The sequence below is a fragment of the Burkholderia sp. NRF60-BP8 genome (genome assembly GCF_001522585.2).
GTDB lineage: Bacteria > Pseudomonadota > Gammaproteobacteria > Burkholderiales > Burkholderiaceae > Burkholderia.
In genome coordinates, this window is sequence record NZ_CP013372.1 from 845368 (window position 1) to 870789 (window position 25422).

Consider the following 25422-nt stretch of genomic DNA (forward strand, 5'->3'; position numbering starts at 1 on the left):
CATTCAGCGCCGCGCGCGGCGCTGCCGGTCGATGACGTCGGCGAATTGCATTGCCGCCGTCTCGATCGTCGCGTCGCTCAGCCCCGAATAGCCGAGGACGAAGCCGTTGTATCGGCGGCCGTCGCCGCGGTAGCCGTCGCCGATGCAGTAGTGGCTCAACGGTTGCAGCAGCAAGCCGTGGGCGCTTGCGGCACGCGCGACGTCGGTATCGCGCAGCGGCACCGCGAGATCCGCGGAAAGATGCATGCCGCCCGGGCTTTCCCGCACGCTCAGCGACGTGCCGAGATGGCGCGCGAGCGCCGCTTCGAGGCTGCTGCGCCGGGCGGCGTAGAGCGCTCGCATCTTCCGCAGGTGCCGCGCAAAGAGGCCGCTGTCGATGAATTCGGCCATCGCCAGCTGGTCGGCCGAGTGACCGCGATGGACGAGTTCGCGCAGCGTGCCGGTGAAGCGTTCGACGAGCACCGGCGGCACCACCATGAAACCGAGCCGAAGCGCGGGAAACATCGTCTTGCTGAACGTGCCGAGATAGCACACCGGGGCATCGGCATGCAGGCCCTGGATCGCGGGCAGCGGCTGGCCGCCGTGGCGGAATTCGCTGTCGTAGTCGTCCTCGATGATCCACGCGCCGCATGCGCGGGCGCGCTCGACGAGCGCCGCGCGTCGCCGAGGGCTCATCAGCGCGCCGAGCGGGTACTGGTGCGACGGTGTCGTGTAGATCAGCCTGGGCGGGCGGGTGCGCCACTGCTCGTCGGTCGGCGCCATGCCTTCGCGATCGACCTCGATCGGCACGGGATTCAGGCCGGTCGACCGGAATGCGGTCCTCGCGCCGTTGTAGCAAGGATTCTCGAGCCAGCCGTAGTCGCCGGGATTCGCGAGCATGCGCGCGCAGAGTTCGAGGCTGCTCTGCGTGCCGTCGGTGATGAATACCTGGCCCGTGTCGCAGCGCACGCCGCGCGAGACGCGAATGTACGCGGCCACCGCGCGCCGCAGTTCGGGTAGCCCTTCGACCGGCCCGTACGCGAGCCGGGCGGGCGTGATGGTCTTCCATGCACGCTCGATGCACCGGCGCCACTGTGCAACCGGGAATTCGTCGAGCGACGGGAGGCCGGGAACGAACGGCAGCATGCGTTCGGGCTCGGGCTCGACGTTCTCCAGCCCCTGCACGCGCGCCGACAGGTGAACCGGTGCGGGGCCGTCTTCATGGCCGGCGCTCGGCCGGCTGCATCCGTCCCATAACGTGATCGTGCCGTTGCGCGTGGCCGCCACGAAGCCTTCCTCGGCCAGGCGCTCGTACGCATAGACCGCGGAATTGCGCGCGATGCCCAGTTCGGCCGCGAGCACGCGCGTCGACGCGAGCCGCGTGCCGGGCGGCAGGTGCCCGTCCAGCAGCATGTCGCGCAGGCTCCGGTAGAGGGCTTCTTGCTGGCTATGTGTTGTCGCGCCGTCCTGTCTGGAAAGCGACGAGATGAGCAGCGCGAGATCCATGGCTGGTCCCAGAAATTTTCCTTGTGCTGGTTCTTTCGAAGATGCCGCGCGCATCGTATCGTTCATGTTCTCGCGGGGCAGGCCGGTGCACGCGAATTCCTGGCGATCGGCGCGGCTTTGCGATACGCGCGTATTTTGCTCGATTCGGCAAGCGACTGTCGATGGGGCGGACAACCGCGCGCTTACGCCCGAATACGGCACGATGCCGATACCATTCATTTCGCACTACAGATCTATGAACGACCGAACCCCTCTCTCTTCCACGCCCCGTACGACCGTTCGCCGCCTGCCCGAGCTGGCGAACCACGATCGCACGATGCTCTACCGCATCGTGGACGACGCGTACGTCTGTCACATCGCGTTCGGCGACGGGCAGAACACGCACTGCATCCCGACCGCGCACTGGAGAAAGGGCGACGCGCTCTATATCCACGGGTCCAACGGCAGCCGGATGATCAAGGCGCTGTCGGCCGGCGCGCAGGCTTGCGTCGCGATGACGCTGCTGGACGGCCTCGTGCTGGCCAGGTCCGCGTTCAATCATTCGATGAATTATCGATCCGCGGTGATCTACGGGCAGTTCGACGTGGTGGAAGGCAGCGAGGAAAAACTCGCCGCGCTGGATGCGTTGATGGACAAGATCGCGCCGGGCCGCAAGCACGAAGCGCGGCCGGGCAATTCGAAGGAAATCAATGCGACCGGCGTGCTGCGGATTTCGATGGCGGAAGCGGCCGTGAAAATCAGCGATTCGCTGCCGTCCGACAAGGAAGAGGATCTCGGGCTGGCGGTATGGGCCGGGATCTTGCCGTTGAAGACGACGCGCGGCGCGCCGGTTCATGCCGACGGTCACGTGCCGGTGCCGGATTATGTCCGGAACTGGGCCGATTGAGCGGTGCGACGAGGCCGCATCGGAAGCGGCGAGACGACACGCCTTGCACAGGACCCGCGAAGGCTGCGTAGCGTTCGCGGGTCGGCGGACGCGGTTGCATACGAGACGTCGCGCTTGCGCATCCGGTTCGGTCAATGGCTCGTCAGCGCGCGAAATCCGATGTGCTCTGGATGAACGCGTTCAGCTTCGAGATGTTCACGCTGCCGAAGCCCGTCGTCGCATCCCAGCCGGCCTTTGCCTTGTAGCCGTACGTGCCGCTGCCGTTGTTGCCGGACGTGACGTCGTGCAGCAGCGCCGCGTTGCTCGGGAAGTACTTGTAGATGCTCGACGCCGGGAACCCGAGCGTATTGTTGTTGGCCGACTGCAGCCGCGCCCAGATGCCCGTGAAGATCGGCGCGGCGAGGCTCGTGCCGCCTTCGTTGTTCAGGTAGCCCGAACCCCACAGCGTGTCGGACGTCTGGCCGTTCACGACGAGAATCGCGCCCGTGCGCAGGTCGGCGTCGAAGCCGACGTCGGGTAGCGCGCGCTTGGTCGAGCCGGTCAGGGTCGACGACTGCCACGTCGGCGCGGCCTCGTACTTGCTGTAGCCGCCGCCCGTCGACCACACGGTGCCCGGCTGCCAGCTCGGATCGTTCCAGACGATTTCGCTGTTGTACGCATTGGTCGACGTATTGGTGAACAGCGTCGTGCCGCCCACCGCGATCACGTACGGCGACGTGGCCGGCTCGCTCACCGTGTAGGTCGAACGCGACGGCGTGCCGCTCGCGCATTCGTACGCGCCGTGGTCGCCGGCGGACACCGAGAAGGTTTGCCCTTGCGCGACCGCCTGCTTGAAGATGGTGTCGTCGGTGGCCTGCGAGCCGGTGCTGTACGCGGACGATTCGCATACGCCGAGCGATACGTTGATCACTTTCGCGACGTTGTCGGTCACGGCCTTGTTGTACGCGGCCGTGATCGCGGTGAGCGTCATCGACGGCGCGGTGTAGAACACGACCTGCTTCACGCTGCCGCCGGCCGTGCCGACGATCGACTGGCTGTCGAGATTCCATTCGACGGTGCCGTCGGTGTCGGTGTACGAACTGCCGGCCGGGCCCGTCTTCACGATGCTGCTGCTGATCGTGCCGAGGCCGTTGTTCGCGGCGAACGTATTGAGGTCGCTCACCGTCTGCGACAGGTCGCCTTCGGAGATGATGCCGACCGTGGTCTGCGAGGCCGTCGGCGTGCCGTCGCCGCCGTAGATCGACGAGAACTCGGTCGGGTTGTGCGGCACCGCCGACGCGCCGGCCGGGATCGTCAGGTTGCTGGTGTTGCCTTGCGGCTTGCCGCCCGCGCCCGTATGCATGAGCTCGACGTTCTGCAGGCCGAGCACCGCGCCGACGATGTTGCCGATCGCGTTCGGCACTTGCGCGGCGTCGGTGTTCGCATACACGCTGCGGCCGTTGCGCGTGAAGCGCTTGAGGGTCGTGCGGAACGCGGACTGGACGGTTCCCGCGGTGCCGGACGCGGAGACCAGCAGCCGGTTCGGCGCGACCACGATATTCACGAAGCCGGCCTTGCGCAGATGCGCGACGACGGACGCGACCTGCTGGTCGGTCGGCGCATATTGCGCGGCGAATTGCGCGGGCGTCAGAAACTGCCGGTAGTGCGGCGAACCGGGCGTATGCAGGTCGCGCAGGTACTGGTCGAGCTGTGCTTCGTTGCGCAGGTTCAGCCCGAGCACGATGTCCACCGATTCGCCGGGCGCCATGTCGATCGCGGCGGCCGCCGCGGCAGCCGTGCTCGCCGCGGGCGCGCCGGCCGTGCCGGCTTCGTTCTGCTGCACGAGCGGCAGGAAGCCCTTGGTGCGCGTTTCCGTCCAGCCGGCCGCGGGCGCGGCATGGGCGGTCGCCATGCCGAACGACGCGGCTGCGGCCGCGGCGGCGAGTGCGAGATTGACGGCGCGAATGTGCTTTTGTTTCTTGTTTGCAACCTGATTCATTTGAATTACCCCTCCGGTTGAACAACGAACGGCACGAACAACGATGGTCGACAGCGGTGCGGGTCATGCACCGCCGCTTTCTGTCGCATGCGGGCGGGTGGCACGGACGCGACAGGGCCTTTCGCCCGATCCGGAAAGCGGTTTTTCTCCGGGGGCGAAATACGGAAAACGCGGTAACGGAAAGGCTGCGCCACAGGGCGGCGCAGTCGCGCCGGATTCGGCGCGGGCGGGATTGCTAGAGCAACAGCTTCGTTGTCCTGCTCATTTGATTCGATCCTTCGGCCCGCTGCCGGATGGCAGCCGTCCAGTGAAATGCATCGGGATGCTGCACGCGCCGGCGGGCGAACCCATCATTCGGCGGCGCGTACTTCGGTGCAGCGGAAGCGAAAAACGTGGAACGGAATCGTTTGCGTGGCAGGCAATCCGTCGGATTGCTTGCATCGGACGGTATCAAGAACGAAAGTATGATGTCAAACTTTTTTTGATTATATGAAACAAAGTTAAAGCTAATAAAGCGCAATGATTTTGAAAAGATCGGTAGTGTTTTGTAATGTTCGAAACCGGCAACGCAGGTAATGCGGAAAGAGGCTCGCCGATCCTTTCCGATGCGTGTTGCAATGGCCAATCGTTATCGAGGAAATGCTCGAATCGACGGGGCCTGTCGTTCGGTGACCTGAAGGTCGTCGACGATCCGGAACAGCGCGTCGACATGCCGAAGCAGCGCGTCGCGAGAGGAAGCGTCGCCATTGTCGGCGAGCGTCCTGATGGCGTCGAGCCGAGTTTCGAGTTCGGCGAGCCGTGTGCGCGTGACGCGACTGTTGCCGACGGCGGTGGCCGTCGCATCGGATGGGTTTGCAGGTTTCGTTGGATGAGTCATCGCATTGAAATGCTCGATGAAGCGCGACAGATCGGCCGGACAGCTGTCGCGGGAGACCGTGCGCGCCGACGGGTCGCCGGCGACGGTCCGTGCGGCGGTGTCCGCCATGGCGTCGAGCGTCGCGAGCATATGGTGGATCAGCCTGAGCAGGTCGAACGCAGCGGCCAGCAGGCAGACGAACAGCGCCGTTGCCGGCACCAGGTAAGTGGATGCACTGTGGAGCATGACGTCGGCCGTCGCGTCGCGCGGCAACGCGGCCGGCGCATGCAGTGCGTGGACGAAGAACGCGACGGTGCAGGCGAGCAGTACGGCGACGCTCGCGGCGAGGCTGAACGTCCGCCCGATCTGCCGGCCGGGCCGTGCCGACAGCGTCACCGCACGCCTCGCAGCCGGTAGCCGACGCCGCGCATCACTTCCGGCATGCCAGGCGCGCCGGCCTGTTCGAGTTTCTTGCGCAGCCGGCAGATGTGGCTGTCGACCGTGCGCTCCAGCGCGCTCACGTCGGCCATGCACGCATCGAGCAACTCGCCGCGCGTGAACACGCGGCTCGGCGATCTCGCGAGATGCGCGAGGAGCCGGAACTCCGTCAGCGTCAGCGTGATCGGCACCTCGGTACCCGCCGTGCGCACGCGGGCCAGATAGCTGTCGGTGTCGATCTCGAGGTCGCCGACGCGCAGTATGCGCATGGTCGGCGGCGCGGCGGCGCGGCGCAGGATCGCGCGCAACCGCGCGACGACTTCGGCCGGGTTGAACGGCTTGACGATGTAGTCGTCCGCGCCGGCGTGCAGGGCCTGCAGCCGGTCGAGGTCGCGATCGAACGCGGTGACGACGACGACGGGTGTATTGTCGCGCCGTCGCAGCTCGGCGAGCACGTCCCAGCCGTTCTTCTGCGGCATCTTCACGTCGAGCAGGATCAGGTCGGGCTTCAGGCGCGGCTGCACGTCGAGCGCCGCTTGCCCGTCGGCGACGCGGTAGGTGCGAAGGCCGTCGCGCTTCAGGTATGCGTCGAGGATGTCCGAGATGTCGGGCTCGTCTTCCGCAATCAGTATCAGGGAATGGGTCATGGAGTGTACCGTGCGATGTCGAACAGTCGGGGCGGCCCGTGGCCGGGCCGGGGCACGCCGTTGCGCCACGCTGCCGCACGGGGCGCAACGGCGTCGTTCGTTCAGTTCTGCGCCACGCGCTTCGACGGTGCGACGTCCTGGTCCGTCAGGCCGCCGCCGAGCGCCTTGTACAGCGCAACGGCATTGCCGAGCTCGTCGCGGCGCAGGTCGAGCAGCGCCTGCCGTGCCGCATAGAGCTGCCGCTGCGAATCGAGCAACTCCAGCCGTCCCTCGACACCCGCGCGATAGCGCAGGTTCGACAGGTCGGTGCGGCGTTCGGCCGAAGCGACCACGCGCGTCTGCGCGTCGATCTGGCGGCCGAACGTTTCGCGCCCGGCGATGCCGTCGGCGACTTCGCGGAACGCGGCCTGGATCGCGCGTTCGTATTCGGCGATCGCGCTGGACTTGCGCACTTGCGCGAGACGCAGCTCGGAACGCAGCCGGCCACCCTGGAAGATCGGCACCGTGACCTGCGGCGCGAAGCTCCACACGCGCTGACCGCCGTCGAACAGGCTGCCCATCGCGGGGCTGAGGAAGCCGATCGACGACGTCAACGACAGGCGCGGAAAGAACGCGGCGCGCGCGGCGCCGATGTCCGCATTCGCGGCGACGAGATTTTGTTCGGCCTGCTGGATATCCGGGCGACGAAACAGCAGCTCGGACGGGAGACCCGCCGGCAATTGCGTGATCACCGGTTGCTGCTGAAGCGGCAGCGGCTCGGGCAGATCCTTCGGCAGCTCGGTGCCGACCAGCAGGCGCAGCGCGTTGCGCGCCTGCTCGACGGCGCGCGTGCGTGCTTCGAGATCGGCCGTCGCGCTCGCGACCTGGCCTTCGGCCTGTGCGATGTCGACGCCGCTCGCCTGGTGCGCTTCCTTCAGGCGACGCGCGAGATCGAGCGATTGTCGCCAGTCGGCGAGCGTGCGCTCGGACAACTGGCGCTGCTCGTGCGCGAGGCGTTCGGCGAAGTACGCGTTGGCCACGCCGCCGACGAGCGAGATCTGCACCGCGCGTCGGCCGTGATCGGTTGCCAGGTAGCGCGCGAACGCGGCATCCGATTGCGACTTCACGCGGCCGAACAGGTCGATCTCGAACGCGCTGATGCCGACGTTTACGCCGTACTGGTTCTGCGTCGTGCCGAACAGCGGCGGATTCGATTGGGTGTCGTCCGACGTGCGCTGGCGCGTGAAGTTCGCGCCGGCGCCGATCGACGGCAGACGCGCGGCGCGCTGGATGCCGTACTGCGCTTCGGCGGCCTCGACGTTCAGCGCCGCCACGCGCAGGTCGCGGTTGTTGTCGAGCGCGAGCTCGATCAGGCGCTGCAGGCGGCGGTCGCCGAACATCGTGCGCCAGCCGAGATCGGCGGCGTTCGCGTGGAGATCGGCGGCAGCGGCGGCCGTGTAGGCGGTCGGCACCGGCATCGCGGGTTTGACCAACGTCGGCGCGAGCGAGCAGGCCGACAGCGCGAGGACGAGGGGAAGAATAAGCAATCGCATGGCATCAACCTTCCTGTCCGTGAGTCGGGGCCGCCGGCTGTTTGCGGGAAGCCCGCCATGCGCCGATGCGCTCCTGGATGCTCATCACGAACACAAAGAAAACAGGGACGAAGAAAATGGCCAGCACCGTGGCGGTCACCATGCCGCCGAACACGCCGGTGCCGATCGCGTGCTGCGTCTCGGCGCTGGCGCCGGTCGCGATCATCAGCGGCACGACGCCGAGGCCGAATGCGAGCGAGGTCATCAGGATCGGGCGCAGGCGCAGCTTCGACGCCTGGACGGCTGCCTCGATCAATCCCTTGCCTTCCTCGCGCAATTGCTTCGCGAACTCGACGATCAGGATCGCGTTCTTCGCGGACAGGCCGATCACGGTGATCATCCCGACCTTGAAGAACACGTCGTTCGGCAAGCCGCGCAGCAGCACCGCACCGATCGCGCCGATCAGGCCGAGCGGCACCACCAGCATCACCGACAGTGGAATCGACCAGCTCTCGTACAGCGCGGCAAGCACGAGGAACACGACGATCATCGACAGCACCATCAGCATCGGCGCCTGCGACGCCGACTGGCGTTCCTGCAGCGACTGGCCGGTCCACTCGACCGCGAAGCCCGGCGGCAACTGCGCGGCGAGACGTTCCATCTCGGCCATCGCCGCGCCGCTCGACTGGCCGGGAGCGGCGGTGCCCGAGATCCGCGCGGACGGGTAGCCCTTGAAGCGCACCATCTGCAGCGGCGTGTCGGCCCACACCGGGCGCACCACCTCGGACAGCGGCACCATGCCGCCGGCCGCGTTGCGCACGTACAGCTTCATCACGTTGTCGATCTGCATGCGCGCCGGCGCGTCGGCCTGGATGATCACCTGCTGCATGCGGCCGGCGTTCGGGAAGTCGTTCACGTAGGTGGAACCCATCGCGGTCGACAGCGTGTCGCTGAGCGTCGCGAACGACACGCCGAGCGCCTGCGCCTTCGCGCGATCGATCTCGAGGCGGATGCTCGTGCCGGCGGGCAGGCTGTCCGGGTACACGCCGGTCACGACCTTGCTTTGCGCGGCGAGTTCGAGCAGCCTGGCTTCCGCGGCCTTGAGCGCGGCCGTGCCCTGGTTGGCGCGGTCTTCCAGGCGCATCGAGAAGCCCGAGCTGTTGCCGAGTTCGTCGATCGCAGGCGGCAGCAGGCTCATCACCGTGCCTTCGGTCACGCCGGCCATCGCCTGCTGCGCGAGCATGCCTTCCTCGAGCGTCGATGCGCCGCCGCGATTCTTCCAGTCCTTCATCACGGACCAGTTGATCGCCGCGTTCGGACCCTGGCCCGAGAAGCCGTAGCCGATCACGGAAATGCTCGACTGGATTGCCGGACGCGAAGCAAGATGCTTCTCCAGCGTCCTGACCACGTCGTGCGTGCGCTCGGCGGTCGCGTCCGCGGGCAGCAGGAAGCTGGTGATGAAGTAGCCCTGATCCTCGTCCGGCAGGAACGACGACGGCAGGCTGCGGAAGCCGAACGCCAGCGCGCCCGCAATCGCGACGAACACCAGCATCACGCGGCCCGTGCGCCCGACCAGGCGGCCGACGCGCGTCTCGTACCATTTCGTCAGGCGATCGAAGCGGCGGTTGAACCAGCCGAAGAAGCCGCGCTTCTCGTGATGGCCCGGCGCGAGCGGCTTGAGCATCGTCGCGCACAGGGCCGGCGTGAGCGTCAGCGCCAGCAGCGCGGAGAACAGGATCGACACGGCCATCGACAGCGTGAACTGCTTGTAGATCACGCCGACCGAGCCGCTCGCCATCGCCATCGGCAGGAACACCGCGGTCAGCACCAGCGTGATGCCGACGATCGCGCCCGTGATTTCCTTCATCGCCTTCGACGTCGCGTCCTTCGGCGACAGTCCTTCCTCGGCCATCAGGCGCTCGACGTTCTCGACGACGACGATCGCGTCGTCGACGATGATGCCGATCGCGAGCACCATGCCGAACATCGTCAGCACGTTGATCGAGAAGCCGGTCAGCAGCATCACCGCGAAGGTGCCGAGCATCGCGACCGGCGCGACGATGGCCGGGATCAGCGTATAGCGCACGTTCTGCAGGAACAGGTACATCACGAGGAACACGAGCACCATCGCCTCGAACAGCGTGGCCAGCACTTTCTCGATCGAGATCTTGACGAACGGCGACGTGTCGAGCGGGATCGAGTAGGTCATGCCCGACGGCATCGACTTGCTCAGTTCGGCCATGCGCGTGCGGATCGCGTCCGCCGTCTTCACGGCATTGGCGCCCGGCGCGAGCTGCACGCCGGCGAGCGTGGCCGGCCGGTTGTTCTCGCGGCTCACGAACATGTAGTTTTGCGAACCGAGTTCGACGCGCGCGACGTCGCCGAGCACGACCCTCGAGCCGTCCGCGTTCGCGCGCAGCACGACCTTCGCGAATTCCTCCGGCGTGGTGAGCTGGCCCTGCGCGGTGAGCGGCACGGTCACGCGCTGGCCCGGCAGCGCGGGCAGCGCACCGAGGCTGCCCGGCGCGATCTGCACGTTCTGCTGACCGATCGCGGTCGTCAGATCGCTCATCGACAGACCGAAATTGATCAGCTTCTGCGGATCGACCCAGATGCGCATCGCGCGTTCGGAGCCGAACTGCAGCACACGCCCGACACCGTCGATGCGCCGCAATTCCTCGGACACGCTGCGCGCCATGTAGTCGGCGAGCGCGCCTTCGTCGAAGCGGCCGCTGTCGGAGCGCAGGCCGATCAGCATCAGGAAGCCGGACGACGCGGATTCGACGATCAGCCCGTTCTGGCGCACGGCGGCAGGCAGGCGCGGCTCGATCGACTTGATCTTGTTCTGCACGTCGACCTGCGCCATCTCCGGATCGGTGCCGGGCTTGAACGTGACGGTGATCTGCGCGCTGCCGGACGTGTCGGCCGACGATTCGAAGTACAGCAGGTTCTTGACGCCGGACAGCTCGCGCTCGATGAGACTCAGCACGCCGTCGTTCATCGTCTGGGGCGTGGCGCCCGGATAGTTCGCGGTGATCGTGACGGACGGCGGGGCGACCGACGGGTAGCGTGCGACCGGCAGTTGCGGAATCGCGATCAGCCCCATCAGGATGATGAAGAGGGCGATCACCCACGCGAACACCGGGCGGCGGATAAAGAATTCAGCCATGACGGGAGGCTCCTCGTGACTCAGTGCGCGGACGCGGCGGCCGCGTCAGGCGACTTCCAGTCGGTTGCGGCAGCCGGCGCGCCGTCGGTCAGGCGTTCCATGCCTTCGACGACGATCTTCTGGCCGGCCTGCAGGCCCGACTTGATGCGGTAGCTGCGGTTCGTGAGCTCGCCGACTTCGACGGCCTTCAGATGCGCGTTGCCCTTCGCGTCGAGCACCCATACCTGCGGCTTGCCGCCGGCGCGCACCACGGCCTGTTGCGGCACCATCACGGCGTTCGCGTAGTGGGCGCGCGGAATGCGGGCACGCACGTACATGCCCGGCAGCAACTGGCGCTTCGGGTTGTCGACCAGCACGCGCAGCAGCACGTCGCCGGTGCCCGGATCGACGTTGACGCCCGAAAACAGCATGCGGCCCTTGACGTCGTAGCGCGTGTCGTCGTCGCGCAGCACGTCGACCGGCAGGCCGTTGCCGTCGGACGCTTGCGGTTGAGCCGCGAGCGCGCCGCGCAGCGCGTCGAGCGACGCGGCCGGCTGGCGCACGTCCACGTATACCTGGTCGATCTGCTGGATGCGCGCCATCGGCTGACTGTCGCCGCTCGACACCAGCGCGCCTTCGGTCACGAGCGCCTGGTCGATGCGGCCGGCGATCGGCGCTTCCACGGTTGCGAATTTCAGGTCGAGCTGGCGGCGCGCAAGCGTCGCGCGGGCCTGCGCGACGTCGGCCGCGGCCTGGTCGCGTTGCGATACGGCGTCGTCGTACACCTGGCGGCTGATCGCATCGGCCTCGACGAGCGGCTTGAAGCGCGCGGCCTGCACCTTTGCGCGTTCGAGTGCGGCCTGCGCGCGCTGCAGCGATGCGGCGGCCGTGTCCATCTCCGCCTTGAACGGCGCCGGGTTGATCTGGAACAGCGGCTGGCCCGGACGGACTTCGGTGCCTTGTTCGAACAGTCGGCGTTGCACGATGCCGCTCACCTGCGGCCGGATCTCGGCCACGCGCACGGCCGCGACGCGGCCCGGCAGGTCTTCGGTCACGTCGACGCGCGTGGCGGCCACGGTCATGGCCGCCACCGGTGTGGCCGGCGCGGCGGCCTGCTGTTCGGACGGCCCGCAACCCGCCAGCATTGCAGCCACCAGCGCGCATACGGCGCCGTGGCAGCATCGTTTCTGATTCTTCATAGCGACTCCAGGAAGCGCAGGCAGCCCACTGCCTGCTTTGACGGACCGGAGTCTGACGCGCGTAGTTGGCGTCTTTGATGCGGAAAGATGGAGATTCGATGGAGGCGGTGAATGGCGCCGAAAAACGATGGCGGCGGGGGGCGGACGACGCTTGGCGGAACGCTGGTTGGGGACGGCGGGCCCGCCGGGTGCGCGGGTGCCCGGCGTCGTGTCGACGTCGTGTGGGCGGCGGGGCGCGCGTGGATGCTGCCGAGAGCGGTGCGTGGCGACGAGCGCGCCATTGGCCTTGGCCGATCGCTATCGGGATCCAGCGCAGGCATCGCGCGATATCGAAGCGGACCCGGGCAGCGAATGGGCTGCGCCTTTCTTCAGGCGGTACGGGATCGCTCATCCCGATCCGGAGCGGATCGCGTTCTATCGTCTGCTCGACGAGTTTTGTCGAGTCGGAACGTGGGCTCGGACGACGCACGGGTCGATTTTCCCGTGCCGTACGTCACCCGAATTCCGTAGTACTCCTGCTGTTTTCGTGCGAATTTCCGCATTCGCTACGAAGTCCCGGCGTCAGTCGCGATCCCGCCACGCGTATGCGAAACGAAGGCCGTCGCCGAGCGTGCACTGGAAAACCTGCGCGGGCGCGACGGGCTGGTACGTGGTGGGCGAAAGCGAGCGTACCGTCACCGTCGCGCTTTCGTCCTGCATCACGCGATACTGGATCAGCTCGAGTACGGTCGCGCCGCTCGGCTGGACGGTGAGGTGCTGGTTGGCGAACGCGAGCGTATTGCCGCCGACTTCCATGAAGTCGCGTATCGCGAAGCCGCCGGACACGGTGGGCGCCGCTGCCTGGGTAGCCGCCTGCTGCGCGTGCTGGCACTGATTCGGCGAAAAGATCGCGGTGACCGTCGCACCGGCAAAGAGCCGCGTGCGCAACTGACGATACGAATCGGCGCTGTCCGGTTGGGTGCTCGCGGCGGCCGCAGCGAGACTGGTTGTCGCGCCGGCGGCAACCAGAACAATGGCGAAGCGATTCAGCATTTTCCCGTCTCCGTGCGATGAAACCAACGGCACGATAGCACGGTGCATCCGCATCGTTCAGACGGTCGATTCGTAGTCGCACTACCGTTTGGCGCCGACATCCCGCAGTGCGTCCGCGGCATACGTGTTGTCGTGCGTCAGCGCGAGTTGCAGCAGCGATTGGCCGCGCCGGTCGACATGGTTCGGATTCGCGCCATGCGCGACGAGCAGCGGAATCAGCTCGAAGCGGTTGAACAGCGTCGCGAATCCGAGCGCGGTTTCGCCGGCGCCGTTCGTCTGGTCGATCGGGCAGTGTGTGTCGATCAGGCGTCGCGCGATGTCGGGTTCGTTCCTGAAGAGGGCGCCCATCAGCGCCGTATTGCCGTGGCGATCGCCAATGCACGCATCGGCGCCGGCCGACAACAGGTAGTCGAGCGCCGCGGGCTGGCCGTCGTACGACGCGAGGATCACGGCCGTATAACCGTGGCTGTCGGTGGCGTCGAGGGGATAGCCGGCGTCGTGCAACGCGCGCAGGATATCGACGCGGCCGACGCGCGCGGCGTCGAACCAGTCGTCGTCATAGCGGCGCAGCGCGGCAGGGTCGGCCTTGCCGTATGCCGGCCGGTCGGGCAGATGCGCGCAACCGGCGAGCGCGACCAGCGCGAGCGCCGCCGCGGCCGCGCGGATCGCGTGGGTGAAGCGTTCGGATCGCATGAGGATGTCCTGATGAGGTGGCCGGGCCGACGTGCGCGGTGCGAGCGCACACGTCGGCAGCGACCGTCGTCGCGGGATCAGTCGTCGCTCAGCTTCGCCGCGAGCGATTGCACTTGCTGGACGTTCGCGTGAACGGCCTGCGCGAGACGCGTGCCGTAATCGGCGTCGGCCTTGTAGAAGTACGACAGCATCGCGTACTGGTTGTGCGCGTTCTTCACCTGACCGAGATCGCCGGACAGTGCGGTGACGAGGTCGTCCTTGTCCTGCTGCGACAGGCTACGGTAGTACTCGCCCGCCTGACGGAACGGCAGCTTCTTGCGGATCGCCTCCTGCTGCGTCGTGCCGCTGAGCGCCGTGCGGACCGACTTGTACTGCGGATCCTGCGCGAGTTCATTCAGCGTCGACGGTTCGTAATTCACCTCGCCCTTGCGGTCGCCGGCATTCATCTTGCCGTCCTGGTTGTTGTTGACGACCGGCACGACCGGGCGGTTGATCGGCAGATCCATGTAGTTCGCGCCGAGCCGGTACATCTGCGTGTCGGCGTATGCGAACAGGCGATCCTGCAGCATCCGGTCTTCGGACGGCTCGATCCCCGGCACGAGCCGCGACGGCGCGAACGCCGATTCCTCGGTCGACTGGAAATAGTTGTCGGGCACGCGGTTGAGCGTCATCGTGCCGATCTTGCGTTCGGGCACGCCGGTCCACACCTTCGTATCGTCGAGCGCGTCGAAGTCGAAGCGGTTCAGGTCCTTCGGCGCGAGCACCTGCACGTACAGATCCCACTTCGGGAAATCGCCCTGTTTCAGCGCGCCGTACAGGTCGTTCGTCATCATGTTCCAGTCGCGGCCGATCGATGCGGGGATCTCCTGCGGGCGCAGGCCGTGCACGCCTTGCTGGCTCTTCCAGTGGAACTTCACGTAGTGCACGTCGCCCTGCGCATTGACGAACTTGAACGCGTGCACCGCGAAGCCGTCCATGCGGCGATACGAATCGGGCATGCCCTCGTCCGTGTACAGCCTCGTCAGCATGTGGGTCGCTTCGGGCGTGTGTGCGAAGAAGTCGAACGCGAGGTTCGGATCCTGCACGCCGGTCACCGCGCTCGGTTTGTTCGCATGCACGAAGTCGGGGAACTTGATGCCGTCGCGAATGAAGAACACCGGCCAGTTGATGCCGACCATGTCCCAGTTGCCCTGCTGCGTATAGAACTTCACCGCGAAGCCGCGCGGGTCCCGCGCCTGCTCGGGCGAGCCGCGATAGCCCATCACGGTGGAGAAGCGCACGAACACGGGCGTGCGGGTGCCGGGCGTGAAGACCTTCGCTTTCGTCAGGTCGGAGATGTCGGCGCTCGGCACGAACTCGCCGAATGCGCCGGTGCCGCGTGCATGCACGACGCGTTCCGGAATGCGCTCGCGATCGAAGCGCTGCAGTTTCTCGATGAGTGCGGAGTCCTGCAGTAGCACCGGGCCGGCGGGGCCGGCCGTTTGCGAATTCTGGTTGTCGCCCACGGGCGCGCCGGTGTCGCGCGTGAGTTCGGCGGCATGCGGAGCAGCGGAGAGCGCCACGCAGATCGCGGCGACTGCGTGCCGCAGCACGCGATGGGAAGATGAGGACATGACGATGGAACTCCTTGAATCCGATCGGTGGTGGGGAAGCCGACTGAATTAGAAGAGATCGTCAGACGATTGGCTAATTGATATTCGATATGTTTTCGATAGCCGTGGGGGAGATGCAGCGCGAACCGTCCGTTGTGCAAGAAACGAAGCCGTATCGTTGCGCGCGCAAGGAGTCGCTGCGGCGCGCATGATGCATCGGTCGTGCATGATTTCTGGCGACGCCGTCAACCGGCGCTCGTTTGCCACCCGAGCCCGAGGCTCTTTTGTATCGACACGTAGTTCTTGATCAGTTCGGCTTGCCCGGCGATCACGTTCTGCTGTGCGGATAGCGCTTCGCGTTGCGTATCGAGCAGGTCGATCATCGACGCGACGCCCGCGCGATAGCGCTGGTCCATCAGCGCGCGCGAATGCACGGCCGACGTCTGCACCTTCGTCAACGCGACGACGTGCTCGCGCTGATGCCCGTAACGCTGCAGCGCGGTGTTGGCATCCTGTAATGCGCCGAGCACGGCCTTCTGATAATTCGCTTCCGCTTCGTCGCGCGATGCTTCGGCCGCACGTACCGCGCCGCGCGTGCGTCCGAAGTCGAGAATGTTCCATTGCAGGTACGGCGCACCGATCCACGTGAAATTCTGCTTGCGGAACAGGTGGCCGGGATCGGTCGCGCTGAAACCGAGATCGCCGAGCAACGTTACTTTCGGGAAATAGTCGGCGACATGCTCGCCGATCTGCGCATGACTCGACGCGAGCCGGCGTTCGGCCGCGCGGATGTCGGGGCGCTGTTTCAGCAATGTGGCCGGATCGCCGATCGCGACGCTGCCGGGCAGCGTCGGCAGCGCCGCGTCCGGGGTCGACAGCACGACGTCGAGCGCGCCCGGCGCGCGGCCCGTCAGGATCGCGAGGCGGTCGAGCGATTCGGTCACCTGCGCATCGAGCGGGATCAGCGACGCGCGCGTGTTCTCGACCTGCGTCGTCAGCCGCTCGATGTCCGCATCGGCCGCGACGCCGCGTGCGCGGCGCTGCTGCGTGAGTTCGAGCATTTGCTGCTGCAATTGCGCGGTGCGCCGCGACAACGCGAGCCGTTGCTGCTGGTCGCGCAGGTCGACATACGCATTCGCGACTTCGGCCGCGATCGACACCTGCGTGTCGGCGAGATCGGCATCGACGGCTTCGGCCTGCGCGGAAGCGGCTTCGACTGCGCGGCGTGTGCCGCCGAACAAGTCGATTTCCCAGGTCGCGTCGAAGCCCGCCGAATAGAGTTGCAGCGGCCCCGAGCCGCCGAGCGACGGCGATGTGCCGCCCGACTGGCCCGAGCCGTTCGACGGCAGCAGCGAGCCGAGCGCGCCGACGTCCGGCTCGCGCATGCGGATGGCCGCGACGGTGGCCGACGATTTCGGCATCTGCGCCGCGCGCTGCTGCGAGAGCTGCGCACGCGCCGCGCGCAAGCGTGCCTGCGCGGCGTGCAGATCGGGGTTGTACACGAGCGCCGCGGTGATCAGCTCGTCGAGCTGGCGATCGTTCAGCGCGTGCCACCACGCGCTCGGCGCGGGCGCGGCAGTGTCGATGCCGGTGGCCGGCGCACGCACGAAGGTCGGTGCATCGGGTGCGGCGGGCGCGCCGCGGTAGTCGGGGCCGACCGTGCAGCCGGCGAGCAGGCACGCGGCCGCGCACAGAGTGAGCGCGGGGCGGCGGGGCAGGGAGAAGGGTTTCATCGCGTATGACGGGTCAATGGCCGGACGACATCGGTTGCGGCCCGCGCGGCGTTCTCAGCAGCAGCGCGAGCGGCACGCAGGCGAGCAGCGCGAGGCCCAGCAGATAGAAGGTTTCGGAATAGGTCATCACGACGGCCTGGATCTGGATCTGCTGCGCCAGTTGGCCGAGCGCGCGCATGTTCGAATACGTGAGATCGCCGGTGTGCGCGAACCAGTTGGCCGCATAGGCCGACAGTCGATCCTGACCGATCGGCGAGTTCGCGCTCACCGATTCGCGCAGCGCGGCCGTGTGGAAGGTCGTGCGCCGATCGATCACGGTGCCGATGATCGCGAGCCCGATCGAGCCGCCGAGGTTGCGCGCCATGTTGTAGAGCCCGGCCGCATCGCCCGAGTCTTCGCGCGCGACGGCCGCCATCGAAGCCTGGTTGAGCGGCATCATCGCGAGCATCTGCGCGAGGCCGCGGATCAGTTGCGACCACACGAAATCGTGGCCCACGCTCTGCGCGGTCAGGTCGATGTCGAGCATGCAGCTCAGGCAGAACAGCAGCAACCCCGCGATCACGAGAATGCGGAAATCGACCTTGCCGAGCAGACGCGGGAGGATCGGCATCACGAGAAAGGCGGGCAGCCCCGACAGCAGCATGATCGCGCCGGCCTGTTCCGCGTTGTAGCCGGCGACGATCGCGAGGAACTGCGGCAGCAGGTAGGACACGCCATACAGCCCGGCGCCGACCGCGGATACGATCACGATCACGCTCGCGTAGCGCGGGTTGCGCATCAGCGACAGCCGCATGATCGGCCGTTTCGCGAAGCGCTGCGACAGCGCGATCAGGATCATCCCGACCAACGATACGATGCTCAGCGTGACGATCATCTGCGATTCGAACCAGCGTTCGCGCTGGCCTTCCTCAAGCACGACGGTCAGCGAGCTCAGGCCGATCGCGAGGCCGAGGATGCCGAGCCAGTCCGCGTTGAAGAACGCACTCCATTGCGGGCGGTCCGACGGCAGGCCGAACACCAGCAGCGCCATCAGCAGCAGGCAGACGGGCAGGTTCAGGAAGAAGCACCAGCTCCAGTTCACGTTCTCCGCGAGCCAGCCGCCGAGCACGGGGCCGAACAACGGCCCGAGCAGCACGATCAGGCCGAACATCGTCATCCCGACCGGCAACTGCGACAGCGGCAGGCGCGTGCGGATGATCGTCTGCGCGGTCGGGATCAGCGCGCCGCCGGTGAAGCCCTGGCCGATCCGGCCGGCGATCATCGTCGGCAGCGAATGCGACCAGCCGCACATCATCGAGAACGCGATGAACAGCGCGGAGTTCGTCAGCAGGAAATTGCGCAGCCCGAACACGCGCGTGAGCCATGCGGCGAGCGGGATCATCACGATCTCCGACATCAGGTAGCCGGTCGAGATCCACGTGCCTTCGGTGCCGGTCGCGCCGATTTCGCCCTGGATCTGCGGCAGCGCGGAGTTCGTGATCGAGATGTCGAGCGTCGCCATCAGCGCGCCGAGCGCACCGGCCGCGACCGCGATCCAGTCGGTCACGCTCGCGCGGCCTTCGTGCGGCGGCGTGGGTGTCGTGGCGGGCGTATCAGCCATGATGCTGCTCGTCGCGGGCCGAGCGCGTATCGACGTCGACCGTCACCGACAACCCAGGCAACAGCATGCGTTGCGCGCGGGCATTCGCGGCGAGACGGATGCGCACGGGCACGCGCTGGACGATCTTCGTGAAATTGCCGGTCGCGTTCTCGGGCGGCAGCAGCGCGAACTGCGCGCCGGTGCCGGGCGCGAAGCTGTCGACGACGCCGGACAGCGGGCCGTCCGGCAGCGCGTCGACATGCAGCTCGACGGGCTGGCCGACGCGCATGTTGCCGATTTGCGTTTCCTTGAAGTTCGCGACGAGATAGATCGAGTCGACCGGCACGACGGTCAGCAGGCGCGTGCCGGGCTGCACGTATTGCCCGACGCGCACCGTGCGGTCGCCGACGCGGCCTGCGAGCGTGCTGCGCACGATCGTGTTGTCGAGATCGAGCTGCGCCTGGGCGGCGCTGGCCTGCGCGGCCTCGAGCTGCGCCCGTGCCTGCTGGAGCTGCGCGGTGAACGACGCGATCTGCGTGCGGGCGGCGGCGATCGACGCGTTGTTCGCGGCGAGCGTCGCGCGCGCCTGATCGCGCGTGCTTTTCAGGTCGGCCACGCGTTCGTGCGTTTCGGCGCCGGTCGCCGCGAGCGGCGCATAGCGCGCGTACTCGTCGCTCGCGTGCTGCGCGTTGATTTGCGACACCTTCGCCTGTGCGTCGGCCTGTTCGAGATTCGCGCGCTGCTGGCTGATGTCGGCTTCGGCGCGCGCGATATCGGCGCGGCGGGCGTCGACGGTCGCCAGCGCCTGCGCGAGCGCCACCTGGTACTGGCGGACGTCGAGCCGCACGAGCGGATCGCCGGCCTTGACGGGCTGGTTGTCGCGCACGTAGACGTCGGTCACGTAGCCGGCGACCTTCGGCGCGGCAGTCATGCTGTCCGCCTGCAGGTACGCATCGTTGGTGCTCTCGATGAAGCGGCCGACCGTCCACCAGCGACCGAGCCACACCGCGCCGCCGACGGCCGCGAGCACGGCGACCGCGAGCAGGATGCGTCGCTTCGTTCCGCCGTTGCCGTTGCGCGGCGTTGTTCCGTTTTCCTGACGATCTGCTTTCTGTGGCGGGTCTTGTGGTGTCGACATGCGGGATCCAATTTATTCCAAGTGGAAGAATTATTCCAGTTGATAAAATTGTGTCAAGTAGAATGTCGATCGATCGAATGACGAGGAAGGCATGAACGAAGCGAAGAAGCTGCGCCGCACGTCGGCGGGCGGCTACGCGCGCGGCGACGAAACGCGCCAGCGGATCATCGAGGCGGCGATCGAACTGTTCGGCGATCGCGGGTTCGCGGGCGCGTCGACGCGCGAGATCGCCGCGAGGGCGGGTGTGAACGCGCCGGCGCTCCAGTACTACTTCGAGAACAAGGAAGGCGTGTACCGCGCGTGCGTCGAGACGATCGCCGAGAACGGCTGGCAGGTGTTCGCGCCGGCGGTCGGCCATGCGCGGGCGATGCTCGACGCCGACGCGAGCGTCGACGCGCTGATCGATGCGTTCATCGGGCTGCTGCGCGCGTTGTCGGACCGGATGTTCACCGCGCCGAAGACGATGAACCAGCGGATGTTCTTCGCGCGCGAGCAGGGCGGCCAAGAACCGGCGAGCGCGAGCGAAATCCTGATGAAGCGCATGCGCAAGCCGCTGAACGACGTGAGCGCCGAGTTGATCGCCCGCATCACGGGGCGGCCGGTCGACGATCCCGTCACGCGGTTGCGCGCGCTGAGCCTGTTCGGGCAGATCACGGTGTTCCACATCGCGCAGCGTTCGGCGCTGCAGTTGCTCGAATGGGACGCGTTCGACGGCGAGCGCGCGGCGCTCGTGACCGAAACGATCGCCGACCAGACGCGCGTGCTGCTCGAGCAATGGCATGCGCAGCGCGATGCGGGGGCGGCCGATGGGGGATCCGCGCCGAAGCGCGCGACGAAGCGAGTGGCGGCGCCTCCCGCCGCGAAAAGCACGGCCCGCGTGAAGAAGCCTGCCGCGCGTTGAGCGCGGCAGATCACGTGCTCCCGACGATCAATCCGGCTTGCGCGCCGCTGCGTCGGGCGACGGCGGCCGGGCTGCCGTATCGGCGGCATTGCGCGTATCGGCGCGAAGGTCGTTTTCATCGTGGCCGACCGGCCGCGATCCGTCCGCATAGGCCACGACGCTGCGCTGCGGATTGGCGATCCGGATTTCGCGTTCGCGAAACGTCTCCGCGATGCGCCGGTTGAATTCGCGCTGCACGCTCCAGCGCGCCGAGTCCGTGCATTGCATCTGCCCGGCCAGCGCGAGCGCCGCGCCGTCGACCTGGTCGATGCCCCAGTAGCTGAAGTCCGACAGAATGCCGTCGCGGTACTTCGGGTCGTCGCGCAATGCGGCGCCGATTTCCTTCAGCGTCGCGATCGCGCGGTCGATGTCCTCGTCGTACGCGATGCTGACCTTGACCGCCGCGTTGCCGAGCCCGCGATTCGTATTGTTGACGGTCGTCACCGAGCTGAACGGGATCGTGTACAGCGACCCATCGCCGGCGCGCAGCCGCACGGTGCGGATCGACAGGTATTCGACCGTCCCCGACACGCCGGCGAGCGTGACCCAGTCGCCGACCTGCATCGCGTTTTCCATCAGCAGGAAGATCCCGGTGATGAAATCCTGCACGAGCTTCTGCGAGCCGAAACCGAGCGCGACGCCGAAGATGCTGGCGCCGGCCAGCAGCGGGCCGACGTTCACGCCGAGTTCGCTGAGGCCCGTCAGCACGACGACGAGCGCGATCATCACGAACAGCAGCGAGCGCAGCATCGGCAGCAGCGTGCGCAGCCGCGCGGCCCGCACCAGGTTGCCTTCGCGCGTCCATCGTTGCAGGCGGCGCTCGATCGCGATGTTGGCCGCTTCCCACACGACGAGCGCGACGATTGCCGCGATCGCGATCGTCACCAGCGCGGAGGCGAGCCGGTGGCCGATCGTGCCCGTCTCGAACGCGCGGAAGATCGGCACGCCCCAGATCTGCAGCAGCAGCAGGAGGGTCACGATGCCGAGCACGCCCGACACGATCCGGCGCAGCAGCGGGTAGTAGCGGTACGCGTGCAGATGAACGAGCGTGCGGTCGTCCTCGCGGCGCTGGAACAGCCGCGCGAGCGCGCCGAACACGACGATCGACACCATCCGCATCGCGATCATCGCGGCGATCGAGCGGCCGCCGAGCGTGATCAGCACGCGGTAGCCGTTGTGGACGTCGAGCGCCCACACGAACCACAGCGCCATCACGATGAAGACCGAGACGGGCGCCCATGCGTCGGCGAGCGCGTTGCCGACGACCGTGAAGGTCGGACGATCCGCGCCGGCGGCACGGATCCGTGCCGCGACCGGCCGGCGACACCGCAGGATCAGCACCGAGATCATCACGTGCCCGACGAGCGCGACGGCCTTCAGCAGCGCGACATGGCCGGCTTCGGTCAGGCCGAAGTTCGCGGCGATCTCGACGGCCGCCGTGCACGCGCCGACCACGATCGCGATCCGCGCGATCGAGCGTTGCGCGAACCCGGCCCATGCGTCGCTGATATGCAGCAGCCGCAACTGCCGCGCGTCGGGCTGGAAGAACAGCCGGCTGACGATCGTGACGAGCCGGCAAATCACGTAGGTGTCGATCAATGCTTCGAGCGCGGATTCGATCGGCGTATCTGTCTCGACGAGCAACGACATCGTCAGGCTCGCGACGCCGACGAACACGAGCAGCGGCACCGCGCGCAGCGCGAGACTGACGAGCGCGCGCGGCATCCGGTGCAGCAGCGTGGTGTGTCGGCGCGCCTGGCCCCGGCTTGGGGAGGGCGAGGGCGCGGTGTCCGCAGCGTCGGTATCCGCGGCGTCGGCGGCCGCGGTGTCGGGCGGAGTGGACGTGTCGGGCGGCGGCGCGTGATCCTCGTCCGATGCGGCGGAATCGGGCGTGGGGCCGCGCGATGCATCGGCGCGGCGCGCGGCCACCGTCGCCAGCGCGCGTCGCAGCAGCCGCTTCGCGAGCCATTCGACGACGAGCGCTGGCAGAAGCACCGCGAGGAGGATCCCGAGCGTGCGTGTCAGGTCCGCACGCTGGTCGGCGCGCGCGAGCTTGTCGTGCCACCAGCTTCCCACCGAACCGATGTCGAGCAGCGAGCGCAGCGATTCCTGCAGCGCGTTGCCGATCTGCGCGGCCCAGCGCGATCCCTGGCGGACGAGCATCGATGCGAGCCCGTTCGACGTGAGCGCGGCCGGTGCCGCGGCAGCCGATGCGCCGCTGGCCGCGGACGCCGCGCTTGCCGGCACGGCGGGCGCGCTCAATGCGCCGACGGCTGCGATGGCGCGCAGCGTCGTTTCGACCTGCGCGCGCTCGCGCGGGTTTTCCAGCACATTCAGTGCCTGCCGCGCCTCTTGCGGCGTCAGCGCGGGCGCGGCGTCGGAGGCGGCCGACGCGGCCGCTGGAGCAGGAGCGGCCGCGTGGGCGGCCGAGACGACGGCGGCAAGCAGCCAGCCGAGGAGGATATGTCGCATGGCGTGGGCATGCGGGTGCGTCTCGTCACGCGGCCCGCGAGGCTGAATGATGGACGGAAGTTAACATGATCGCGATCGGGACCGAATAGTTCCGTCGCCGGCTATTCGATCGGGCATGAACGAGGCGGAGCGGGCGTTGGCGGGGCATGTGCGCAAGCCGTGTGCCGGCTGCCGTCCGTCCGATTTCGGCGGGAACGTCCTGCTTGCGTGGCCGTAAGGCGTCTGTAACGCGTGCGTGCCGGTGCCGATCGGCGATGCGCCGCTGCGCCGCTGCGCGGGCGTTCGTCCAGCCACGACCGACGCTTGCACCGCATCGTATGAATTGGGATTCCTGATGAATCAGGCTGGCTCGTCGTGAAATACCGGCAAGACATGCTCGGCGATTTCCTCGATGACGTCGCGCACGGGTCGGTCCGATCCAGGGTTCAGCGTGACGTGGTGCGTCCCCGCCGCGCGCATCTCATGCAGGATGTCGACCAGCGCGCGCCGTCCGGTTGCATAGCCGAGCGGCAGCGCGGTGGCAGGCGTATCGGGATGCGCGGCGAGATCGAGCCGCATCGATACGCCGAATGCGCGAAATTCCGGCGACGCGAGCCGATCGACCGCCGCGCGCCACATCGAATAGCGGGCACGCTGCGTATCCGGATCGCGGTGATACGTCATCCAGCCGATCGCATGCCGGGCGATCCAGTCGACGCTCTGTCCGCCCGAGCCGACCGCGAGCATCGGCACCGCGTCGCCGCCGCGCGGCAGCAGCGTGAATTCGGGCGCATCGGGCGGCGCCTGGTCGGGCAGCACGCGCGACGGCACGCCGAGCGCGGCCGCGACGACGTCCCAGTGCGCGCGATAGCGGTCGCGTCGGGTGTCCGCGTCGACGCCGAACGCCGCATATTCGGGCGGCCGGTCGCCCGAGCCGAGCCCGAGGATGAAGCGCCCGCTCGACAGCGTCGCGACCGACAGCGCGCCTTTCGCGATATGCAGGGGATGACGCAGCGGCAGCACGATCGCGCCGCTGGCGAGCGCGATCCGGCGGGTGCGCGACGCCAGCGCGCCGAGCAGTACCCACGGGTCGAGGTGGCCGACCGGATCGGGATAGTCGGCGCTGTTCAGCGGCACGTCGCGAATCCACAGCGCGCGAAAGCCGAGCGAATCGGCCAGCGCCGCGAGTTCGAGCTGTTCGTTGAAGTCCGCGACGATGCGGCCGCTGCGAAGCAGCGGAAGCGTGAGGCCGATCGACAGCCGTCCGGCCGAGAAGACACGATGCGCGATGTCGGGGCGGGCGGGGGTGGGGATGGTCATGGCGAATCCTTGGCGGCGAGGCAGCGGGAATGCGCGGCGTTCAGTGTCCGAATGCTAGCGTGTTTGCGCGATGCGCGAGCGGGACGGCCAGGCCTCGCGCTACCCGACCCGCAGCGTCGCGCCGTGCGGCGCGAGCGGCGGGCGTGACGCCACGCATTGCGGCGCGCGGTCGTCGCGACCGGAGCGGCAGGCCGGCGTGCGGGAGCCGATATCCAGCCGGTGCTTCGTGTCGGACATGCGGCGCGTGCGGGTTCCGGCCGGCCGGTGGCGGATTGTGGGAACGGGCGAGGCCGGCCGCTCGAGTCCGATCACGATGCCGGCCGCGGGGCGATTGTCAGGTGGTCGGCGCACTGCGCACGGCGACGACGCGACGATGCCGGCGATGCGTTTCAGTTTCGAAACGTTCGCGCTTTCCGACGGGGTGCGATGCCTGCCCGCGGCCCGCGAGGCCTTGCGGCATGAAGCATGGTGCGCTCCTTGCATGGTTGTATGGGCCGTGAGTGCGATCGCGGGTGCAGTCGGCTCGGCAATCGCTTCAGTGGGTCGGACATATCGAAGACGGGGACAAGAGAATGAAAAAAGACCGAAACGCAACGTGTCGTGTTGCAAACATGAATCGCCGACCTGCCAGGGTATTCGCTTCGCCGTTGATTGCGGCGACGTGAGCGCGCGGCTTTCCGTTCCATCCGGGTAATCGGGTTCGTTCCGAACGACGGCGTGCATGCGTGACGCACGAGTCCGACCGGTGCCGGTCGGCCGTCGGGGGCGAACCGCGTGCAGGCGGATGGCCCCGGCC

The 25422-nt window shown here is 67.6% G+C and carries 19 protein-coding genes and 1 pseudogene; 3 read left to right on the top strand and 17 right to left on the bottom strand.

Annotated features, from left to right (window positions below; genetic code table 11):
- Positions 1–3: 3 nt before the first annotated feature.
- Positions 4–1485, bottom strand: a complete 1482-nt coding sequence (gene pdxR, locus WS54_RS03945) for a MocR-like pyridoxine biosynthesis transcription factor PdxR (RefSeq protein ID WP_059784060.1) — start codon at positions 1483–1485, stop codon at positions 4–6.
- A gap of 235 nt (positions 1486–1720) precedes the next feature.
- Here pdxR and WS54_RS03955 point away from each other — a divergent pair, with 235 nt between their 5' ends.
- Positions 1721–2371, top strand: coding sequence for a pyridoxamine 5'-phosphate oxidase family protein (locus WS54_RS03955; RefSeq protein ID WP_059784058.1), 651 nt, complete (start codon positions 1721–1723; stop codon positions 2369–2371).
- A gap of 142 nt (positions 2372–2513) precedes the next feature.
- Here WS54_RS03955 and WS54_RS03960 read toward each other — a convergent pair whose 3' ends face one another.
- The 7 genes from WS54_RS03960 to WS54_RS03990 form a co-directional block, all read right to left on the bottom strand.
- Positions 2514–4349, bottom strand: a complete 1836-nt coding sequence (locus tag WS54_RS03960; RefSeq protein ID WP_034205224.1) for a S53 family peptidase — start codon at positions 4347–4349, stop codon at positions 2514–2516.
- A gap of 235 nt (positions 4350–4584) precedes the next feature.
- A complete protein-coding gene (locus tag WS54_RS34140; protein ID WP_230624805.1) occupies positions 4585–4974 on the bottom strand; it encodes a hypothetical protein in 390 nt (129 codons plus the stop codon).
- A 3-nt stretch (positions 4975–4977) separates the two neighbouring features.
- A complete protein-coding gene (locus WS54_RS03970) occupies positions 4978–5601 on the bottom strand; it encodes a hypothetical protein (RefSeq protein WP_059784056.1) in 624 nt (207 codons plus the stop codon).
- The gene (locus WS54_RS03975) at positions 5598–6290 is read right to left on the bottom strand and encodes a response regulator (protein ID WP_059784054.1); all 693 of its coding nucleotides are present in this window, start codon (positions 6288–6290) and stop codon (positions 5598–5600) included. Before WS54_RS03975 ends, WS54_RS03970 begins: the two co-directional genes overlap by 4 nt.
- A 101-nt stretch (positions 6291–6391) precedes the next feature.
- Positions 6392–7822, bottom strand: coding sequence for an efflux transporter outer membrane subunit (locus WS54_RS03980; RefSeq protein WP_059784052.1), 1431 nt, complete (start codon positions 7820–7822; stop codon positions 6392–6394).
- A 4-nt stretch (positions 7823–7826) separates the two neighbouring features.
- Complete coding sequence (locus WS54_RS03985) at positions 7827–10970, bottom strand: efflux RND transporter permease subunit (RefSeq protein ID WP_059784051.1); 3144 nt, start codon at positions 10968–10970, stop codon at positions 7827–7829.
- A gap of 20 nt (positions 10971–10990) precedes the next feature.
- The gene (locus WS54_RS03990; protein ID WP_059784049.1) at positions 10991–12148 is read right to left on the bottom strand and encodes an efflux RND transporter periplasmic adaptor subunit; all 1158 of its coding nucleotides are present in this window, start codon (positions 12146–12148) and stop codon (positions 10991–10993) included.
- Positions 12149–12428: 280 nt separating this feature from the next.
- Here WS54_RS03990 and WS54_RS34145 point away from each other — a divergent pair.
- A pseudogene (locus tag WS54_RS34145) lies at positions 12429–12584 on the top strand (APH(3') family aminoglycoside O-phosphotransferase); the annotation flags it as partial.
- Between the two features lie 125 nt (positions 12585–12709).
- On the opposite strand, the gene WS54_RS04000 reads toward WS54_RS34145, so the two are convergent.
- From WS54_RS04000 to WS54_RS04025, 6 genes are all read right to left on the bottom strand, one after another.
- Complete coding sequence (locus WS54_RS04000) at positions 12710–13180, bottom strand: VirK family protein (protein ID WP_059784047.1); 471 nt, start codon at positions 13178–13180, stop codon at positions 12710–12712.
- A gap of 81 nt (positions 13181–13261) precedes the next feature.
- A complete protein-coding gene (locus WS54_RS04005; protein WP_059784045.1) occupies positions 13262–13873 on the bottom strand; it encodes an ankyrin repeat domain-containing protein in 612 nt (203 codons plus the stop codon).
- Positions 13874–13950: 77 nt separating this feature from the next.
- Positions 13951–15486 carry a catalase gene (locus WS54_RS04010; RefSeq protein WP_059784044.1) on the bottom strand — a complete coding sequence of 512 codons (1536 nt, stop codon included), beginning with the start codon at positions 15484–15486 and terminating at the stop codon, positions 13951–13953.
- 224 nt (positions 15487–15710) lie between these two features.
- Positions 15711–17198, bottom strand: coding sequence for an efflux transporter outer membrane subunit (locus WS54_RS04015; RefSeq protein ID WP_059784042.1), 1488 nt, complete (start codon positions 17196–17198; stop codon positions 15711–15713).
- A 13-nt stretch (positions 17199–17211) separates the two neighbouring features.
- Complete coding sequence (locus WS54_RS04020) at positions 17212–18798, bottom strand: MDR family MFS transporter (RefSeq protein ID WP_059784040.1); 1587 nt, start codon at positions 18796–18798, stop codon at positions 17212–17214.
- Complete coding sequence (locus tag WS54_RS04025; protein WP_059784037.1) at positions 18791–19915, bottom strand: HlyD family secretion protein; 1125 nt, start codon at positions 19913–19915, stop codon at positions 18791–18793. The genes WS54_RS04020 and WS54_RS04025 overlap by 8 nt, the downstream gene beginning before the upstream one ends.
- Positions 19916–20006: 91 nt before the next feature.
- On the opposite strand from WS54_RS04025, the gene WS54_RS04030 reads away from it, so the two are divergent.
- Positions 20007–20816, top strand: a complete 810-nt coding sequence (locus tag WS54_RS04030) for a CerR family C-terminal domain-containing protein (protein ID WP_059784036.1) — start codon at positions 20007–20009, stop codon at positions 20814–20816.
- A gap of 27 nt (positions 20817–20843) precedes the next feature.
- Here the strand turns inward: WS54_RS04030 and WS54_RS04035 are convergent, their stop codons facing one another.
- The 3 genes from WS54_RS04035 to WS54_RS33520 form a co-directional block, all read right to left on the bottom strand.
- Positions 20844–23327 carry a mechanosensitive ion channel family protein gene (locus tag WS54_RS04035; RefSeq protein WP_059784034.1) on the bottom strand — a complete coding sequence of 828 codons (2484 nt, stop codon included), beginning with the start codon at positions 23325–23327 and terminating at the stop codon, positions 20844–20846.
- A gap of 339 nt (positions 23328–23666) precedes the next feature.
- Positions 23667–24626 (bottom strand): LLM class oxidoreductase, encoded by a 960-nt coding sequence (locus tag WS54_RS04040; RefSeq protein WP_059784032.1) that lies wholly within the window; start codon positions 24624–24626, stop codon positions 23667–23669.
- Between the two features lie 99 nt (positions 24627–24725).
- Entirely contained in the window at positions 24726–25349 is a 624-nt protein-coding gene (locus tag WS54_RS33520) for a hypothetical protein (RefSeq protein ID WP_159086629.1), read from the bottom strand.
- Positions 25350–25422: the final 73 nt, after the last annotated feature.

Coding starts and splice junctions, on each gene's coding strand:
- WS54_RS04020 (WP_059784040.1), bottom strand. CDS start 18,798: ATGGCTGATACGCCCGCCACGACACCCACGCCGCCGCACGAAGGCCGC.
- WS54_RS04025 (WP_059784037.1), bottom strand. CDS start 19,915: ATGTCGACACCACAAGACCCGCCACAGAAAGCAGATCGTCAGGAAAAC.
- WS54_RS04005 (WP_059784045.1), bottom strand. CDS start 13,873: ATGCGATCCGAACGCTTCACCCACGCGATCCGCGCGGCCGCGGCGGCG.
- WS54_RS04030 (WP_059784036.1), top strand. CDS start 20,007: ATGAACGAAGCGAAGAAGCTGCGCCGCACGTCGGCGGGCGGCTACGCG.
- pdxR (WP_059784060.1), bottom strand. CDS start 1,485: ATGGATCTCGCGCTGCTCATCTCGTCGCTTTCCAGACAGGACGGCGCG.
- WS54_RS04010 (WP_059784044.1), bottom strand. CDS start 15,486: ATGTCCTCATCTTCCCATCGCGTGCTGCGGCACGCAGTCGCCGCGATC.
- WS54_RS04035 (WP_059784034.1), bottom strand. CDS start 23,327: ATGCGACATATCCTCCTCGGCTGGCTGCTTGCCGCCGTCGTCTCGGCC.
- WS54_RS03955 (WP_059784058.1), top strand. CDS start 1,721: ATGAACGACCGAACCCCTCTCTCTTCCACGCCCCGTACGACCGTTCGC.
- WS54_RS03985 (WP_059784051.1), bottom strand. CDS start 10,970: ATGGCTGAATTCTTTATCCGCCGCCCGGTGTTCGCGTGGGTGATCGCC.
- WS54_RS03980 (WP_059784052.1), bottom strand. CDS start 7,822: ATGCGATTGCTTATTCTTCCCCTCGTCCTCGCGCTGTCGGCCTGCTCG.
- WS54_RS04000 (WP_059784047.1), bottom strand. CDS start 13,180: ATGCTGAATCGCTTCGCCATTGTTCTGGTTGCCGCCGGCGCGACAACC.
- WS54_RS33520 (WP_159086629.1), bottom strand. CDS start 25,349: ATGCACGCCGTCGTTCGGAACGAACCCGATTACCCGGATGGAACGGAA.
- WS54_RS03960 (WP_034205224.1), bottom strand. CDS start 4,349: ATGAATCAGGTTGCAAACAAGAAACAAAAGCACATTCGCGCCGTCAAT.
- WS54_RS04015 (WP_059784042.1), bottom strand. CDS start 17,198: ATGAAACCCTTCTCCCTGCCCCGCCGCCCCGCGCTCACTCTGTGCGCG.
- WS54_RS03975 (WP_059784054.1), bottom strand. CDS start 6,290: ATGACCCATTCCCTGATACTGATTGCGGAAGACGAGCCCGACATCTCG.
- WS54_RS03990 (WP_059784049.1), bottom strand. CDS start 12,148: ATGAAGAATCAGAAACGATGCTGCCACGGCGCCGTATGCGCGCTGGTG.
- WS54_RS04040 (WP_059784032.1), bottom strand. CDS start 24,626: ATGACCATCCCCACCCCCGCCCGCCCCGACATCGCGCATCGTGTCTTC.